Source organism: Micromonospora sp. NPDC049089, from assembly GCF_040648775.1.
Classification (GTDB): domain Bacteria; phylum Actinomycetota; class Actinomycetes; order Mycobacteriales; family Micromonosporaceae; genus Micromonospora.
This window is the reverse complement of the sequence record NZ_JBEZEH010000033.1, coordinates 1-16433: the sequence shown is the minus strand read 5'-3', so window position 1 is coordinate 16433 and position 16433 is coordinate 1. Positions and strand designations below refer to the sequence as shown.

The following is a 16433-nucleotide window of genomic DNA, read 5'->3' as shown; positions in this document are numbered from 1 at the left end:
CTACCCCCCGTGACCAGCCGCTGCCGCCGCGTTCGCTGCGGTGGGCAGCGCGGCGGCGATGTGCTCCAGAGCGGCGTCGTCGAGCGCCGCCGAGACGAACCACGACTCGAACGCGCTCGGCGGCAGGTAGACGCCGGCGGCGAGCATCGCGTGGAAGAACGCCTTGAACGCGGGCACCTGCTGGGTGCGCGCGCTGTCGTAGTCGACCACGTCGGCGTCGGTGAAGAAGATCGAGAACATGCTGCCCGCGTACGACAGTTGGTGCGGGACTCCGGCGGCGGCCAACGCGTCGGACGCGAGCTTGCCCACCACGGCGGCCGTCTCGTCGAGGCGCTGGTACAGCGCGTCGTCGGCGAGCCGCAGGGTCGCCAGGCCGGCGGCGCAGGCCAGCGGGTTACCGGAGAGGGTGCCGGCCTGGTAGACCGGGCCGGCCGGCGCGAGCCGCGCCATGATGTCCGCGCGCCCGCCGAACGCCGCGGCGGGCAGGCCGCCACCCATGACCTTGCCGTACGTCCACAGGTCCGCGTCGGAGGCGTCGAGGCCGTGCCACCCGGCGCGGGAGACCCGGAACCCGGTCATCACCTCGTCCACCACCAGCAGGGCGCCGTGGGCGTGCGCGATCCGGGCGAGCTGCTGATTGAAGCCGTCGCGGGGGGCCACCACACCCATGTTGCCGGCGGCGGCCTCGGTGATCACCGCGGCGATGTGCGGGCCCTCGGCGGCGAAGGCCTCTTCGACGGCCCGGATGTCGTTGTACGGAAGCACTATCGTCTCGCTGGCCGCCGCGCCGGTCACGCCGGGCGAGTCGGGCAGGCCCAGGGTGGCCACGCCGGAGCCGGCGGCGGCGAGCAGCGCGTCGACGTGGCCGTGGTAGCAACCGGCGAACTTGATGATCTTCGAGCGGCCGGTGAAGCCGCGGGCCAGCCGGATCGCCGACATTGTCGCCTCGGTGCCCGAGTTGACCAGGCGGACCTGCTCGACCGGGGTCCGGGCGACGATCTCGGCGGCCAGCTCCACCTCACCGGGGGTGGGCGTGCCGAAGCTGGTGCCCCGGGCGGCGGCGGCCTGGACGGCCTCCACCACCTCCGGGTGGGCGTGCCCGAGGATCAGCGGACCCCAGGAGCAGACCAGGTCGACGTAGCGGCGACCGTCGGCGTCGTACAGCCACGGGCCCTCACCACGGACCATGAAACGCGGGGTGCCGCCGACCGCCTGGAAGGCGCGCACAGGGGAGTTCACCCCGCCCGGCACGATGGCGCGGGCGCGGTCGAACAGGGCCTCGGAGGCCGGCGCGTCGGCTGGGTAGCGGCCGGATCCGGCGGAGAAGATGTCGGTCACGATGCCGCCATTGTGACAGCGCCGGACGGCCAACCAGCAGCCACCCCGTGGTGGGGTTACCCGGCTCACCTGTGACCCGCGCCGGTCAGCAGCGCCGACACGGGGGCCTCGTGGCCTGGACGGTGACGGCTCGCGGCCTCGACAGGCCAGGTCGGTCGGATCGCGCTAGGCTGACCGGGTGGATCGTGCCGAACTGTCCATCACGCTACACCGGACGGGCGACGAAGCAGTCTTGCGCCTGGCCGGTGAGATCGACATGCTCACAGCGGCCCAGCTCTCCACCGTCGTCAACGAGGTGCTGGCCGACCCACCCCCGAAGATCATCCTCGACCTCGGCGGCGTCACCTTCTGCGACTCGCAGGGCCTGGGCACCCTTGTCGTGCTCAGCCGCAAAGCCAGCCACGCGCAGAGCCTGCTGATGCTGACGCACGTGGGCGACTTCCTGATCCGCGTACTGGACATCACCGGCCTGCGCAGTGCCCTGATGATCCGTAACGACCAGCCCACCGGCTGAGCCGCCCCGCCCCGCCGCGTCAGGCGGTGTTGCCCCAGCGGGCCTGCTCAAGCAGCCTCACCGCCCGGTCGCGGACCTCCGGGTCGTCCGAGCGGAGCTGGGCGGTCGCCTCGTCGACCGCTTCGGTGAGCCGCCGCCACTGCGTGTCACGCTCCCGGACCAGATCCGACTGGGCGGCCAACTGGCGGGTCTTCACCCACAGCTCGACGAAGACCGACACCTTGGCCCGGAGCACCCACGGGTCGAACGGCTTGGTGAGGTAGTCCACCGCGCCCACCTGGTAACCCCGGAGGGCGAGCTGGGCGTCCCGGTCGGCGGCCGTGAGGAAGATGATCGGCACGTGCCGGGTCCGCTCGCGGCGCTTGATGTGGCTCGCCGTCTCGAAGCCGTCCATGTCCGGCATCTGCGCGTCCAACAGGATCACCGCGAAGTCGTCCACCAGCAGCTGCTTGAGCGCCGCCTCGCCGCTCTCCACCGCCACGGACTGGACCGGCAGGCCCTGAAGAATCGCCTCCAGGGCCGTCAGGTTCTGCCGCCGGTCGTCAACGAGCAGCGCTTTGGCCATCTGGGTCACGAAGTCTCCTCGGTCCGGCTGCCGTTGATCCAGGACGACATCAGTTCGATCAGGTCGTCCAGGTCGACCGGCTTGGTGATGTAGTCGCTGCCCCCGGCAGCGAGCGCCGACTCACGGTCACCCGGCATCGCCTTCGCGGTCAGGAAGACCACCGGAAGGTCGGCGAACCGGTGGTTGCGGCGAATCTGGCGGGTGGTCTCGTAACCGTCCTGGTCGGGCATCATGGCGTCCATCAGCACGATGTCCACCTCCGGATGCTCGGCCAGCAGACGGACACCGTCCGCCCCGTTGTCCGAGTACAGCACGGTCATCCCGTGCAGCTCCAACGCGCTGGTCAAGGCGAAGACGTTGCGTACGTCGTCGTCCACGATCAGCACCGTGGCACCGTCGAGTTGACGGGTGGCCGGCGCCTCCGGCCGTTCCGGCAGCAGCTCCAGCGGCGGCATCAGCAGCGACGACGGCAGCCCGGCGCGCTGCGGCGACGGCATCTGCGGCACGACCACCGCGTCCGGGGCCAGCACCTGCGGCACGAACAGCGTGAAGGTCGAGCCCTGGCCTGGCGCGGACGAGACGGTGATGGTGCCGCCGATCAGTCGGGCCAGATCGCGGCTGATCGACAGGCCCAGCCCGGTGCCGCCGTACCGGCGACTGGTCGTGCCGTCGGCCTGCTGAAACGCCTCGAAGATGATCGACAACTTGTCGTCGGAGATGCCGATCCCGGTGTCGATCACGGTGAACGCGATCACCTGCTGAGCGTTCGTCAGCGCCGGCACGTCGAACACCGCGTTCTCCGCGGCCGGGGCGATCCGCAGCGTCACCGCACCGTTGTCGGTGAACTTCACCGCATTGGAGAGCAGGTTGCGCAGGATCTGCTGCAACCGCTGCGCGTCGGTCACCAACGCCGGCGGCAGATCCTTGCTCACCCGTACCTGGAAGTCCAGGTTCTTCTCCTCGGCCTGCGGCGCGAACGCCTGCTCGACGTAGCCGCGCAGCTCGGTGAAGCGGATCTCGGTCGGCTCGACGTCCATCCGGCCCGCCTCGATCTTGGACAGGTCGAGGATGTCGTCGATCAGTCGCAGCAGGTCGGAGCCGGACCCGTGGATGGTCCGGGCGAACTCGATCTGCTTCGGGCTGAGGTTCTGCTCCGAGTTCTCGGCCAGCAGACGGGCCAGCAGCAACAACGAGTTCAGCGGAGTCCGCAGTTCGTGGCTCATGTTGGCCAGGAACTCCGACTTGTACGCCGACGCCCTGGTCAGCTGCTGCGCCTTCTCCTCCAGACCCAGCCGCGCCAGCTCGATCTCCCGGTTCTTCGTCTCGATGTTGCCCTTCTGCTCGGACAGCAGAGTGGCCTTCTCCTCCAGCTCGGCGTTGGTGCGCTGCAACTCCGCCGACTGCTCCTGCATCTCGTGCGCCAGCCGCTGCGACTGGGCCAGAAGCTCCTCCGTACGCCGGTTGGCCTGGATGGTGTTGACCGCGATGCCGATGGTGAGCACCAACCGCTCCAGGAACGACAGGTGCAGTTCGGAGAAGGCCGACACGCTGGCGAACTCGATCACCCCGAGCAGCTCGCCCTCGAACAGGACGGGGAGCACCACCAGGTCGGACGGGGGTGTCTCGGCCAGGCCGGACCGCAGGGTGAGCCGACTGTTCGGGGAGGCGCTGACCCGGATCGTGCGACGGGAGAGCGCGGTCTGCCCGACCAGCCCCTCACCCGGCCCGAAGGTGACGTCGTGCCCCCGCGCCACGTACCCGTACGAGGAGGTCAGCCGCAGCCGCATGCTGCCGTCGGTGTCGTCGGCCAGGAAGAAGGCGCCGAGCTGGGCGTCGACCAGCGGGGTCACCTCCGTCATGATCATGCGGCAGACCTCGCCGAGGTCGCGCTGGCCCTGCAACAGGCCGCCGATCCGGGCGAGGTTGGAGTCCAGCCAGCCCTGCTCGGCGTTCTTCTTGGTCGTCTCCCGGAGGGTGACGATCATCTGGTTGATGTTGTCCTTCAGCTCGGCGACCTCGCCCTGGGCCTTGACCGCGATCCGCTGGGTCAGGTCGCCCCGGGTCACCGACGTGGACACCTGGGCGATGGCCCGCAACTGCGTGGTCAGCGTCGAGGCGAGCTGGTTGACGTTCTCGGTGAGGTCGCGCCAGGTGCCGGAAACGCCCTTCACCTGCGCCTGACCACCGAGCTTGCCCTCGATACCGACCTCGCGGGCCACCCGGGTCACCTCGTCGGCGAACGACGACAGCTGGTCGACCATCGTGTTGACTGTCGACTTCAGCTCCAGGATCTCGCCCTGGGCGTCCACCGTGATCTTCTGCGACAGGTCACCCTTCGCCACGGCGGTGGTCACCGAGGCGATGTTGCGGACCTGACTGGTCAGGTTCGACGCCATCGAGTTCACGTTGTCGGTCAGGTCACGCCAGGTGCCGGAAACACCCTTCACCTGCGCCTGACCACCGAGCTTGCCCTCGGTGCCCACCTCACGGGCCACCCGGGTCACCTCGTCGGCGAACGACGACAACTGGTCCACCATCGTGTTGACTGTCGACTTCAGCTCCAGGATCTCGCCCCGCGCGTCCACCGTGATCTTCTGCGACAGGTCACCCTTCGCCACCGCCGTCGAGACCTGGGCGATGTTGCGGACCTGGGCGGTCAGGTTCGACGCCATCGAGTTCACGTTGTCGGTCAGGTCGCGCCAGGTGCCGGCGACCCCGCGCACCTGCGCCTGACCGCCCAACTTGCCCTCGGTGCCCACCTCACGCGCGACCCGGGTCACCTCGTCGGCGAACGACGACAACTGGTCCACCATCGTGTTGACAGTCGACTTCAGCTCCAGGATCTCGCCCCGCGCGTCCACCGTGATCTTCTGCGACAGGTCACCCTTCGCCACAGCGGTGGTCACCGAGGCGATGTTGCGAACCTGACTGGTCAGGTTCGACGCCATCGAGTTCACGTTGTCGGTCAGGTCCCGCCAGGTGCCGGAAACGCCCTTGACCTGCGCCTGACCGCCCAGGTTGCCCTCGGTGCCCACCTCACGGGCCACCCGGGTCACCTCGTCGGCGAACGACGACAACTGGTCGACCATCGTGTTGACGGTGTTCTTCAATTCCAGGATCTCGCCCTGGGCGTCCACCGTGATCTTCTGCGACAGGTCACCCTTCGCCACGGCGGTGGAGACCTGGGAGATGTTGCGGACCTGGCTGGTCAGGTTGCCGGCCAACTGGTTGACGTTCTCGGTGAGGTCCCGCCAGGTGCCGGAGACGCCGCGCACCTGGGCCTGGCCGCCCAGCTTGCCCTCGATGCCCACCTCACGCGCGACCCGGGTCACCTCGTCGGCGAACGACGACAACTGGTCCACCATCGTGTTGACGGTGTCCTTCAGCTCCAGGATCTCGCCCTGCGCCGCCACCGTGATCTTCTGCGACAGGTCGCCGCGCGCCACCGCCGTGGAGACCTGCGCGATGTTACGGACCTGGGCGGTCAGGTTCGACGCCATCGAGTTGACGCTGTCGGTCAGGTCCTTCCAGGTGCCGGCCACGTTCGGCACCTCGGCCTGGCCGCCCAACTTGCCCTCGGTGCCCACCTCACGGGCCACCCGGGTCACCTGCTCGGCGAAGAGCCGCAGCGTGTCGGTGAGGTAGTTCATCGTGGCGGCCAGCTCGGCCACCTCACCACGCGCGCCGACGGTGATCTTCTGCGACAGGTCGCCCTTGGCCACCGCCGTCGCCACCTGCGAGATCGACCGCACCTGGCCGGTCAGGTTCGACGCCATGGTGTTCACCGAGTCGGTGAGGTCCTTCCAGGTGCCGGCGACGCCCCGCACATCGGCCTGGCCACCCAACTTGCCCTCGGTGCCCACCTCACGGGCCACCCGGGTCACCTCGTTGGAGAACGACGACAGCTGGTCCACCATCGTGTTCACGGTGCGCCCGATGCGCAGGTACTCACCGCGCAGCGGCCGACCGTCGATCTCCAACGCCATGTGCTGGGACAGGTCACCGTCGGCGACCGCAACGATCACCCGGGCGATCTCAGTGGTCGGCCGACCCAGGTCGTCGATCAGCGAGTTGATCGCCCGCTGCCCCTCCGCCCAGGAGCCGTCCAGCCCCTCGTCGTCGAGCCGCTCGGTGAGCCGGCCGTCCCGACCGACGATCCGGCTGATCCGCCGCAGGTCCAGATACTGCCGCTCCTGGAGCGAGACCACCTCGTTGAAGGCGTCCGCCACCTCACCGGCCGCGCCGGCCCGGCGGGGAAGCCGGACCTTCAGGTCGCCCCGCCCGATCCGTCGCAGTGCCTCGGTCAACTCACCGAGGAGCGCCTCGTTGTCGAGCGCGGACGGATCCGCCACCGACTGCTTCGACGTGGTCATCATTCCTCGCTCAACTCGGGGGGCGCCGGTCCGTGCGGACACACCGGCACCCCATATTGTGCCCGCGCGCGCCGTGGTGCCAGGGTGCGCGACCCGCCAGGTGCCATCGATCGCCCCGTCGACCCGCCCGATCGGCGTCGGGCCGGCACGCCGCGCCGCAAACCTCGCCCGGCTCCCGTGCCATTCGTTTCGACGCGTCCGCCCCCAGCGGTGCCGCTGAGCGACGCGACAGCACCGGATCGTTGATCGGCTTGGCACCCGGCGGTGCGACGGTGGAGGATACGGGGGTGTCAGGCGAGGTTGGGCCCGCGACGGCCGGGGCCCAGGACGGGGCCGTCCGGCGCGTCCGGCTGCCCGCCGACCGGCGCACACCGGCCGCCGCCCGCGCCGTGGTCCGCTCGGTGTTGACCGAGTCACACCTGGACGAGCTGGCCAACGAAGCGCTGCTGCTCACCACCGAGCTGACCACCAACGCCGTCGAGCACGCCCGTACCGAACTGGACATCGAGGTCGTCGCGGACGAGATCGGGCTGACCGTCACGGTCTCCGACTTCGCCCCCGGTTCCGGCGACGAGCTGACCGTCGGCGACCGCAACGACTCCGCCGAGATCAACGAGGTCTCCGTGCGCGGCCGGGGCCTGTTGCTCGTCGACCACTTCGCCAGCCGCTGGGGCACCACGTACCTGCCCACCGGCAAGGGCGTCTGGTTCCGGCTGGACCGCCCCGGCACCGACCTGCCCACCAGCGGAACCATCAGCGAATCGACGCCGGCCAACGCCGGCCCCCGGACGGGCACCGACGGGTCCGCGCCGAGCGCCAGCGCGATGAGCGAACTCATGCAGACCGCCCCCGACCTGTACGGGGACGACCCGTTGCCCGACTTCGCCACCAGCCTGCTCAGCCGGGTCGCCGAGATGGTCGGCGCAGCCGGCGGCACGATCCGCCTGGACCGGGGCGACGGGCAGGGCAGCCAGGTGCTGGCCCGCTTCGGTCGGCCACCCCGCCCCGGCAGCGAACTGCTCCGGGTGCCACTGACTGTGCAGCGCCCGTACGCCGGGGAGTTGGAGTTGGACGCCGCGCCGTCGGCGTACGCCCAACCGTTGGCGGTGCTCACCGCCGAGCGGCTGTCGTTGCACCTGGAGAACGACCGGCTGCGCCGGGCCGACGTCCGCCGGCAGGTGTGGCTGACCTTCCTGGCCGAGGCGAGCGAGCTGCTGGCCCAGTCGCTCGACGTCGACCTGACCATGGCGCTGGTGCCGCAGTTGGTGGTGCCGCGACTCGGTCAGTGGTGCGCGGTGCACACCACCGACGAGTGGGGTCGGCTCCGGCTGGCGGCGGCCAGCCACGCCGACGAGTCGATGCTTCCGCAACTGCACAAGGTGCTGGCCGAGACCGGTCCGGACTCGATTCAGGCCCGCCTGCGCGAGGCGTCCCGCAGCGCGGCGCAGATTCCCCTGGGCGGGCCGATGGAGGGTTTCGCCGTTCCGCTGATCGCGCGCGGGCAGCGACTCGGGACCCTGGCGGTGGGGCGGCACCAGCGGCACCGGCACGACCCGGACGAGGTGGCCGTGTTGGAGGACGTGGCCCGGCGGGCCGCGCTGGCCATCGAGAACGCCCGGATCCACGCGGAACGCCGTCGGGTGGCGCAGACGCTCCAGCAGTCTCTGCTGCCGCCGGTGCTGCCGTTGGTGGACGGGATCGGTTTCGCCGCCGAGTACGTCCCGACCGGCGACGACGCCGAGGTGGGTGGCGACTTCTACGACGTGGTGCCGCTGCCCGACGGGCGCTGGCTGGTGGTGATCGGTGACGTCTCGGGCAAGGGTGTCCAGGCCGCCGCGGTGACCGGGCTGGTCCGGGACGTGATCCGGGTGCTGGTCGGCGACGGCAAACCGTTACCGGAGGCGCTGGCGCGGCTCAACGAGACACTTGTCGAGCGCGGTGGCGGTCGCTACTGCACGCTGGCGCTGGCAGCGGTCGGGCCGGGCGAGGGTGACCAGTTGGACGTCTCGCTGCACCTGGCAGGGCACGACCGGCCGGTGCTGCTTGCCGCAGCGGGCGGCGCCGAGTTCGTCGGCACCGGCGGCACCGCGCTCGGCCTGCTCGACACGATCACCTCGCCGACGGCGGAGATCACGCTCGCGCCGGGCGACTCCCTGATCTTCTACACCGATGGCGTCACCGAGCGGAGGCGCGGCCGGGAGCTGTTCGGCACCGACCGGCTGCGGGACGCCGCCGCGCCCCTGGCCGGATATTCGGCCGACGTGGTGGCCGCCCGGCTGCGCGCCGCGGCGATCAACTTCTCGGTCGAGCCGCCCCGGGACGACATCGCCGTCCTGGTGCTCCGCAACGACGCGACCTGACCGCCGCACGGGCCCCCGGACGTCGGCCCGCTGGGTAGATTGACGGCCATGACGAGCGTTGCGCAGGTCACGTCGTACTCTCGGCCGGCGGTCCGGGCCCTGATCGCCGCGCAGTTCGCGACCATCGGCGGGTTCCTCGCCGTGCTGCTGCTCTACGTCGGACGGATGACGAGCGCCGGCGTCGGCCCGGCCGAGATGCTGACCGGCGCGTACGACCCGAAGGACATCGCCTTCTTCGGTGTGCTCCACCCCGTGGTGGCGGTGCTCTACCTGACGGGTGCGGTGCTCGGGCTGCCGTTGGCGATCGTCGCGGGGGCGGTGGTCGCCCGGGAGCGCGCGGTCCTGCCCCGGGTGACCCGGTCACTGCTGCTGGCCGGTGCGGTGGGCGGCCTGTTGGTAATGGTGGCCCGTCTCACCCCGCCGCTGCTGGACATGCACCGGTGGTGGCTGGACTGACCCTCTGCCGGCCCGGCCTCACAGGCCCCCGGGGAGTCGGCCGGGCGCGAGCCGGTGCTCCGGATCCAGGTGCCGCTTCGCGGCCCGCAACTGGGCCAGGCCGGCCAACTCGCCCCAGAGGTCGACCGCCTGGCGGACCGCCGCCGGAGCGGAGACCACCACGCAGCGACCCTGCCGGGCCAACAGCACCCCTCTGACGGCGGCCAGGATGGACGCCACCCGGTCGGCTGCCAGCGCCCCGGGCAGTGCCGCGTGCACCACGCCCAGCCCGGCGGAGCCGCGCACCGGCACCGGCGCTCCGGCCGCGTCGCGCAGCGCGTAGACGGCGGCGTGCAGGTCGCCGATCGGCACTTCCAGCCGCAGCGCCGTGTCGCCGGGGGCGAACGGGTAGCGGCGCCACCACGTCGGCGCGGAGTGGGCGATCGTCGCCTCCCCGTGCAGCAGCCCGACCAGCCGCTCGGCGCGCTCATTGACGTCGGCGGGACCGCCCTCCAGCAGCACCACCAGGCTGCCGGCCCGGGACGGGGCGCCGGCCCGGCCAGACATCGACGGGTGGCGTTCCCGGGCGGTGGCGGCCGGGTGACCGGGCGGGTACGACGTGCGGGGGCGGGGGGTGCCTCCGGGCAGGTCCAGCTCGATGGCCGACGGCTCCAGCCGAGCGGCGAGGATCGTCCGGACCAGGTCGTGCACCTCCAACGGCGTCCACACCGGGCGGGACACCCAGAGCCTGCTCGCCGGCACCGGCTGCACCCGCAGGCTCGCCGACACCAGCACGCCGAGAGCGCCCTGGGAGCCGCAGAGCAGGCGGGCCAGGTCGAGCCCGGGCGCGCCGCCGCCGACGCTGATCAGCTCGCCGTCGGCGGCGAGGTAACGCACACCGAGCAGTTGGTCGCAGGGGCTGCCGTGGCGGTGGCGCAGCGGGCCGGCCTCGCCGGCGGCGAGCACACCGCCCAGTGTCGCGCCGGGTGAGGGTGCATCCATGGCGAGCCGCTGCCCGGTGCGCTCCAGGGTGGCCTGCACCGCCCGCAGTGGAGTGCCGGCACCCACGTCGGCCACGAGCGAGTCGACCGGCTCGTGACCGATGCCGGCCAGCCGACCGGTGTCGAGCAGGATGTCGACCTGAACGGGGGCGGCGCCCCAGTCGATCTTCGTGCCCGCGCCTCGGGGCACCACAGTCAGATCGTGCACGGCGGCCAGCCGCAGCACCTCGGCGGCGGCGTGCGGGCCGCCCGGGACGGCGACCCAGCGCGCCGGTCGCCCCGCCACCTCGTCGGCGGGCCCGGCCAGCCGGGAGAACGGTGGACCGCAGATCGCCGCCAACCGCCGGGTGATCTCGAGGGCTCCGGACCGGCCTAGGGAACTCGCTGCTGCCGCCATGCCGGCCATCGTACATGTGTTCGAAAGCCGTGGAGGCGAGTATCGGGATGCCGCTGGTCCGGCGCGCTGCGGCTGCCGGCCGGTAACGTGGCCGCCGTGACCACCGAGACTGCCCCGCCCGCGGCGAAGCGGGTGCCCAGCGAGCGCACCCACCACGGCGACACCGTCGTTGACGAGTACGCCTGGCTCGCCGCCAAGGACGACCCGGAGACGATCGCCTACCTGACCGCCGAGAACGAGTACACCGACGCGCGCACCGCACACCTGGCCGACCTGCGGGCCGACCTGTTCGAGGAGACTCGCCGACGCACCCAGGAGACCGACCTGTCAGTGCCGACCCGCAAGGGCGGGCACTGGTACTACACCCGGACGGTCGAGGGACAACAGTACGGAGTGCAGTGTCGCCGGGCGGTCCGCGACGGTGAGACCGACCCGCCGGTCAGCGCGGACGGCGCCCCGCTCGACGGCGAGGAGGTGCTGCTCGACGGCAACCTGCTGGCCGAGGGGCACGACTTCTTCTCGCTCGGCGCGTTCGACGTCAGCCCGGACGGTCGCTGGCTGGCCTACTCCACCGACTTCTCCGGTGACGAGCGGTTCACCCTGCGGGTGAAGGACCTGACCACCGGCGAGCTGCTGCCGGACGAGGTTCCTGACACGTTCTACGGCACCGCCTGGTCGTCGGACGCCTCGGTGCTGTTCTACGTGACTGTGGACGACGCCTGGCGACCGAACCGGGTCTGGCGGCACACCATCGGCTCCGCCGCCGCCGACGACGTGGTGGTCCACCAGGAGGACGACGAGCGGTTCTGGGTGGGGGTGGAGCTGACCCGGTCGGAGAAGTTCATCCTCATCGACGTGCACAGCAAGGTGACCAGCGAGGTGCTGGTGATCCCCGCCGGCAACCCGACCGGCGCGCCGGCTGTGATCGCCCCCCGCCGACAGGGCGTCGAATACACGGTGGAGCACCACGGCCACCGTTTCCTGATCCTGCACAACGACGGCGCGGAGGACTTCGCGCTGGCGTTCACCTCGGCGGACGTACCGGGCGACTGGGTGCCGCTGATCGAACACACCCCCGGCACCCGACTGGAGGCCGTCGACGCCTTCGCCAATCACCTGGTGGTGTCGCTGCGCACCGACGGGCTCACTGGGCTGCGGGTGCTGCCGGTGGGCAGTGACGACGGGTACGACATCGACTTCCCCGAGCCGCTCTACAGCGTCGGGTTGGACGCCAACCCGGAGTACCGCACCGGCCAGGTCCGGCTGCGCTACTCCTCGCTGATCACCCCCGACTCGGTGTACGACTACGACCTGGTCACCCGGCAGATGGTGCTGCTCAAGCAGAAGCCGGTGCTGCCCGGTCCGGACGGGCGACCGTACGACCCGGCCGAGTACGAGCAGCACCGTGACTGGGCGCTCGCCGACGACGGCACCCGGGTGCCGATCTCACTGGTCTGCCGCGTCGGCACCCCCCGGGACGGCTCGGCGCCCTGCGAGCTGTACGGCTACGGCTCCTACGAGGCCAGCATGGACCCGTGGTTCTCGGTGGCCCGACTGTCCCTGTTGGACCGGGGCGTGGTCTTCGCGGTGGCGCACACCCGGGGCGGCGGTGAACTGGGCCGACGGTGGTACGACCAGGGCAAGCTGCTGGCCAAGAAGAACACCTTCACCGACTTCGTGGCGTGCGCCCAGCACCTCGTCAAGGCCGGCTGGACGGCCAGCGACCGGCTTGTCGCCCGGGGCGCATCGGCTGGTGGCCTGCTGATGGGCGCGGTGGCCAACCTCGCGCCGGACGCGTTCGCCGGGATCGTGGCGCAGGTGCCGTTCGTGGACGCGCTCACGTCGATCCTCGACCCGTCGCTGCCGCTGACCGTCACCGAGTGGGAGGAGTGGGGCAACCCCCTCGACGACCCCGAGGTGTACGCGTACATGAAGTCCTACACCCCGTACGAGAACGTGGCCGCTGTTGACTATCCCGCGATCCTCGCGGTGACCAGCCTCAACGACACCCGGGTGCTCTACTCGGAGCCGGCGAAGTGGATCGCCCGGCTGCGGGCGGTCGCTCCGGGCGGCGACTACCTGCTGAAGACCGAGATGGGTGCCGGGCACGGCGGCCCGAGCGGACGCTACGACTCGTGGCGCGAGGAGGCGTTCATCAACGCCTGGATCCTGGACCGCATCGGCCACGCCTGACCCGACGGGTCGGCATGATCGCGTTCGGTGGTGGGAGTGGTCCCCTCGGCAGCTCTGGGAGACCACCCACTCCGACGATCGGGCACGATCATGGCCGGGTCGCGCATGCGCGGCCCGGCCTTTCCGGGTCGTGGCGGATGTCGCGGCCTAGACTTCCGGGGTGACCGGGGCTACGGATAGTGACGGCGGAGCGGCCGAGGACGTCCGCCGACCGAGCGTGGCGGCGGTGGCGCGGGACCGCCGGGTCTGGCTGATCCTCGCGGTGGTCGCCGGGCTGCTGGTCTGCTGTTGTTCGGCAGTGGTCGGCGCCTTGATCGCACTCTCCTCCGGCCTGCTCGCCGCCTGACCCGAGGGCTGGGTCAGGCCGGCCGGCGGGGGCGGTTCGGATCAGGTCGTCCGCAGCTCGTCCAACGCGGTGCTGGCGCGCAGGAAGAGCAGGCCGACACCGACCGTCACCAGCACCGCCGCCAGGGCGCCGGCGCCGAGCCACGCCAGGTGCTCCAGAGGTACGGGAACGGCTCGCTGCACCGCGGGGTAGTACACGATCCGGGAGTACTGGTCCCGGGTGGCAGGGTCGTCGCAGAGCGCGGCCGGGGCATCGCAGATCAACGTCGACCCGCCGCCCTCCGACACGTCCGCGACGAGCCCTCGGCCGAGCAGCGTGCCAACGGTGAGCGCGAGCAGGATCGCCGGCACGGCCGGCACCAACGCCTGCCAGGCCACCGAACGGCCCAGCGTGGCGCGGGGCACCCCGGTGGCGACCAACGCGGCGTAGGCGCGGCGTCGGGCGACGATCCCCTCGACCAGCGCGACGATCAGCCCGCCCGTCGCGATCAGGATGGCCACGGCGATCGCGCCGTCGACGAGATCCATCGTCGACAGGTAGAAGGGGTTGGCGCCACCGTCCGCCCCGGCGAGTCGGCTCTGCTCCCGCTCGATCTGGTCCTTGGTGGCGAAGTAGGCGCGCTGGGCTGCCGCACCCGCGCCGAAGATCAGGGCGGCGAGCAGCGCCGCGAACGTGCGGCTGCCCGCCCACGGATCGGCCATCAGCCGGCCCGCCGCGAGCAGGGCAGCCGGCCTGCGGGCGTGCCGACGTAACAACCGCCCGCAGTGGTACGACAGCCAGCCGGTGCCGATCACCACACCGATCATCGCCGCGAGCGCGCCCACCACGAACAGCAGTGGCACCAGCCGGTCCGCCATCTGCACGTCGGCGACCCTGTTGACCACCGGCCGGATCAGCGCGAACGAGACCACGCCGAACCCGATCAGGAGCCCGGCCCACGGGCCCGGCCCGCGCTCGCGGGCGGCCTTACGACTCAGCCCGAGCGGGCTGGTGGTGACCGTACGCAGCATCAGGGCGGTGGCCAGCGCCGCCACGACCGGCAGACCGAGCACCACGCCGGCCAGCGCGCCGGTCGACGGCAGCACGTCGGTGGGCAGGGCCAGTCGACCTTGCGCGTCCGGGCGGTGCAGCAGGTCGCGGCCGACCAGGTAGACACCCAGCCCGACGAGCGTGCCGAGCAGCGCGGCCACGCCGGTCTCCAACACCACAAGTCTGGTGACCTGGCCCGGAGTGGCACCGGCCAACCGCAGCGCGGCCAACCGGCGATCCCGGGCCGGCGCGCCGAGCCGCGCGCACTGACCGGCCAGCGCCAGCACCGGGACCATCAGCATCAGCAGCGCGAACGCCGTACCGCCGCGCAACCCGGGCTCCCGCAGCAGCGCGTTGCGGTACTGCTCGGACTGCTCCCAGGCATCACCGGCGGGTTTCTCGATGGCCAGCACGGTGAGCGCCGCGAGCCCGGCCAGGGTGGCCAGCAGGGCGCTGAGCGCGGTGAGCACCACCCGGGCGGTGTCGGTGCGGGTGCCGGCGAGCGCGAGGCGGAGCAGCGTCGTCGGCCTCACCGGGCGCCGCCGGCCAGCGGCACGTCGAGCCCCAGGCCGGTGTGGTCCACCAGGCCGTCACGCAGCACGATCTCCCGATCCGCGTACGCGGCGATCCGCGGCTCATGGGTGACCAGCACGACCGCGGTGCGCTGCTCGCGGGCGAGCCGGACCAGTTGGGTGAGGACCTGCTCGCCGGTGAGCGTGTCCAGTGCGCCGGTCGGCTCGTCGGCGAAGAGCACCCGAGGCTCGGTCACCAGCGCCCGCGCCGTGGCGCAGCGTTGCTGCTGACCCCCGGACATCTCACCTGGCCGGACGTCGGCCACCTCGGCCACCCCGAACCGTTCCAGCCAGGTGAGCGCCGCCGTCCGTGCCTCTCGCCGCCCCGTGCCGGCGAGGAGCAGAGGAAGTGCGACGTTCTCGGCGGCGGTCAACTCGGCAACCAGCTGACCGAACTGGAACAGCACCCCGAACTCGGTGCGCCGCAGCCGGGACCGGGCCGCCTCCGACCAGGTGTCGATGCGGTGCCCACGCCAGGTGACCTCGCCGGCGTCCGGCCGGAGAATCCCGGCCAGGCAGTGCAGCAGTGTCGACTTGCCGCAGCCACTCGGCCCGGTGACGGCGACGATCTCGCCCTCGGCCAGGTCGAGCGTCACGCCGCGCAGTGCGGGCGTCGGGCCGTACGCCCGAACCACGCCGCGAGCCTGGAGTTGCGTCACGGATGCACCTCCCGGTGCCAGTCGGCGACCCGGAGCAGGGTGGCGTGCAGCCACCGCAGATCCGCGTCGAGGTGGGCTATCGCGAAATCGGCCGCGACCACGTCGCTGAGGGTGGCGGCCGGTTCGCCCTTGACCGCGGTCAACTCACGCAGCCGTGCGGTGTGCGCTGCCCGCTGGGCGATCAGGTACGACCGGGCCCGATCGACATCAGCGACCAGCAGCGCGACCACTACCTTGGCGAAGAGCGTGCTGGCCACGTACGGCATTGGTGCTTCCACAGTGGACAACCACTGGTCCAGCGCGTCCCGCCCCTGGTCGGTCAGCTCGTACGCCGTGCGATCCGGTCCGGCCACGCGGTCCTGGCCGGCGGCAGCCACCAGCCCGTCCCGTTCGAGGCGGCCGAGAGTGGCGTAGACCTGCCCGAAGGCCAACGGCCGAGCGCGCGGCAGCCGCTCGTCGTGCGCACGCTTCAGTTCATACCCGTGCCGGCTGCCCCCAGCGAGCAACCCGAGCAGAACATGCGGCGTAGACACCCCGCCCACTATTCACCCAGCGAATACCCAAGTCAACAACCCACCCACCCCCACCCCCACCCCGTTGATCATGAAGTTATTGCGCCGACACGCCGAGATCGAGGGCAATAACTTCATG

At 71.5% G+C, this 16433-nt stretch carries 12 protein-coding genes; 5 read left to right on the top strand and 7 right to left on the bottom strand.

Going from position 1 to position 16433, the window contains the following annotated elements:
* Positions 1–1338 (bottom strand): glutamate-1-semialdehyde 2,1-aminomutase, encoded by a 1338-nt coding sequence (hemL, locus tag AB0B48_RS08535; protein ID WP_357197881.1) that lies wholly within the window; start codon positions 1336–1338, stop codon positions 1–3.
* A 178-nt stretch (positions 1339–1516) separates the two neighbouring features.
* Between hemL and AB0B48_RS08530 the strand changes: the two genes are divergently transcribed.
* Complete coding sequence (locus AB0B48_RS08530; RefSeq protein WP_355004798.1) at positions 1517–1852, top strand: STAS domain-containing protein; 336 nt, start codon at positions 1517–1519, stop codon at positions 1850–1852.
* A gap of 19 nt (positions 1853–1871) precedes the next feature.
* Here AB0B48_RS08530 and AB0B48_RS08525 read toward each other — a convergent pair whose 3' ends face one another.
* Together AB0B48_RS08525 and AB0B48_RS08520 are read right to left on the bottom strand one after the other, a co-directional pair.
* Entirely contained in the window at positions 1872–2426 is a 555-nt protein-coding gene (locus AB0B48_RS08525) for a response regulator (RefSeq protein WP_357197877.1), read from the bottom strand.
* Complete coding sequence (locus AB0B48_RS08520; protein ID WP_355004796.1) at positions 2423–6790, bottom strand: HAMP domain-containing protein; 4368 nt, start codon at positions 6788–6790, stop codon at positions 2423–2425. The genes AB0B48_RS08525 and AB0B48_RS08520 overlap by 4 nt, the downstream gene beginning before the upstream one ends.
* Before the next feature lie 287 nt (positions 6791–7077).
* On the opposite strand from AB0B48_RS08520, the gene AB0B48_RS08515 reads away from it, so the two are divergent.
* Together AB0B48_RS08515 and AB0B48_RS08510 are read left to right on the top strand one after the other, a co-directional pair.
* Positions 7078–9150: a SpoIIE family protein phosphatase gene (locus AB0B48_RS08515; RefSeq protein ID WP_357197874.1), complete on the top strand. Its 2073-nt coding sequence runs from the start codon at positions 7078–7080 to the stop codon at positions 9148–9150.
* A gap of 48 nt (positions 9151–9198) precedes the next feature.
* Positions 9199–9606, top strand: a complete 408-nt coding sequence (locus AB0B48_RS08510; protein WP_357197871.1) for a hypothetical protein — start codon at positions 9199–9201, stop codon at positions 9604–9606.
* An 18-nt stretch (positions 9607–9624) separates the two neighbouring features.
* Here the strand turns inward: AB0B48_RS08510 and AB0B48_RS08505 are convergent, their stop codons facing one another.
* Entirely contained in the window at positions 9625–10983 is a 1359-nt protein-coding gene (locus AB0B48_RS08505) for an FAD-binding oxidoreductase (RefSeq protein WP_355004793.1), read from the bottom strand.
* A 96-nt stretch (positions 10984–11079) separates the two neighbouring features.
* Here AB0B48_RS08505 and AB0B48_RS08500 point away from each other — a divergent pair, with 96 nt between their 5' ends.
* Both AB0B48_RS08500 and AB0B48_RS08495 read left to right on the top strand, forming a co-directional pair.
* Complete coding sequence (locus AB0B48_RS08500) at positions 11080–13176, top strand: S9 family peptidase (protein ID WP_357197868.1); 2097 nt, start codon at positions 11080–11082, stop codon at positions 13174–13176.
* A gap of 160 nt (positions 13177–13336) precedes the next feature.
* A complete protein-coding gene (locus tag AB0B48_RS08495) occupies positions 13337–13522 on the top strand; it encodes a hypothetical protein (protein WP_328651407.1) in 186 nt (61 codons plus the stop codon).
* A gap of 41 nt (positions 13523–13563) precedes the next feature.
* On the opposite strand, the gene AB0B48_RS08490 is transcribed toward AB0B48_RS08495, so the two are convergent.
* From AB0B48_RS08490 to AB0B48_RS08480, 3 genes are read right to left on the bottom strand one after another with little or no spacing between them, the layout of a single operon-like run.
* Complete coding sequence (locus AB0B48_RS08490; RefSeq protein ID WP_357197864.1) at positions 13564–15084, bottom strand: FtsX-like permease family protein; 1521 nt, start codon at positions 15082–15084, stop codon at positions 13564–13566.
* Positions 15081–15782 (bottom strand): ABC transporter ATP-binding protein, encoded by a 702-nt coding sequence (locus AB0B48_RS08485; RefSeq protein ID WP_355004789.1) that lies wholly within the window; start codon positions 15780–15782, stop codon positions 15081–15083. The genes AB0B48_RS08490 and AB0B48_RS08485 overlap by 4 nt, the downstream gene beginning before the upstream one ends.
* On the bottom strand, positions 15779–16315 hold the full coding sequence (locus tag AB0B48_RS08480) for a PadR family transcriptional regulator (protein ID WP_357197860.1): 537 nt from the start codon (positions 16313–16315) through the stop codon (positions 15779–15781). The genes AB0B48_RS08485 and AB0B48_RS08480 overlap by 4 nt, the downstream gene beginning before the upstream one ends.
* Positions 16316–16433 lie beyond the last annotated feature (118 nt).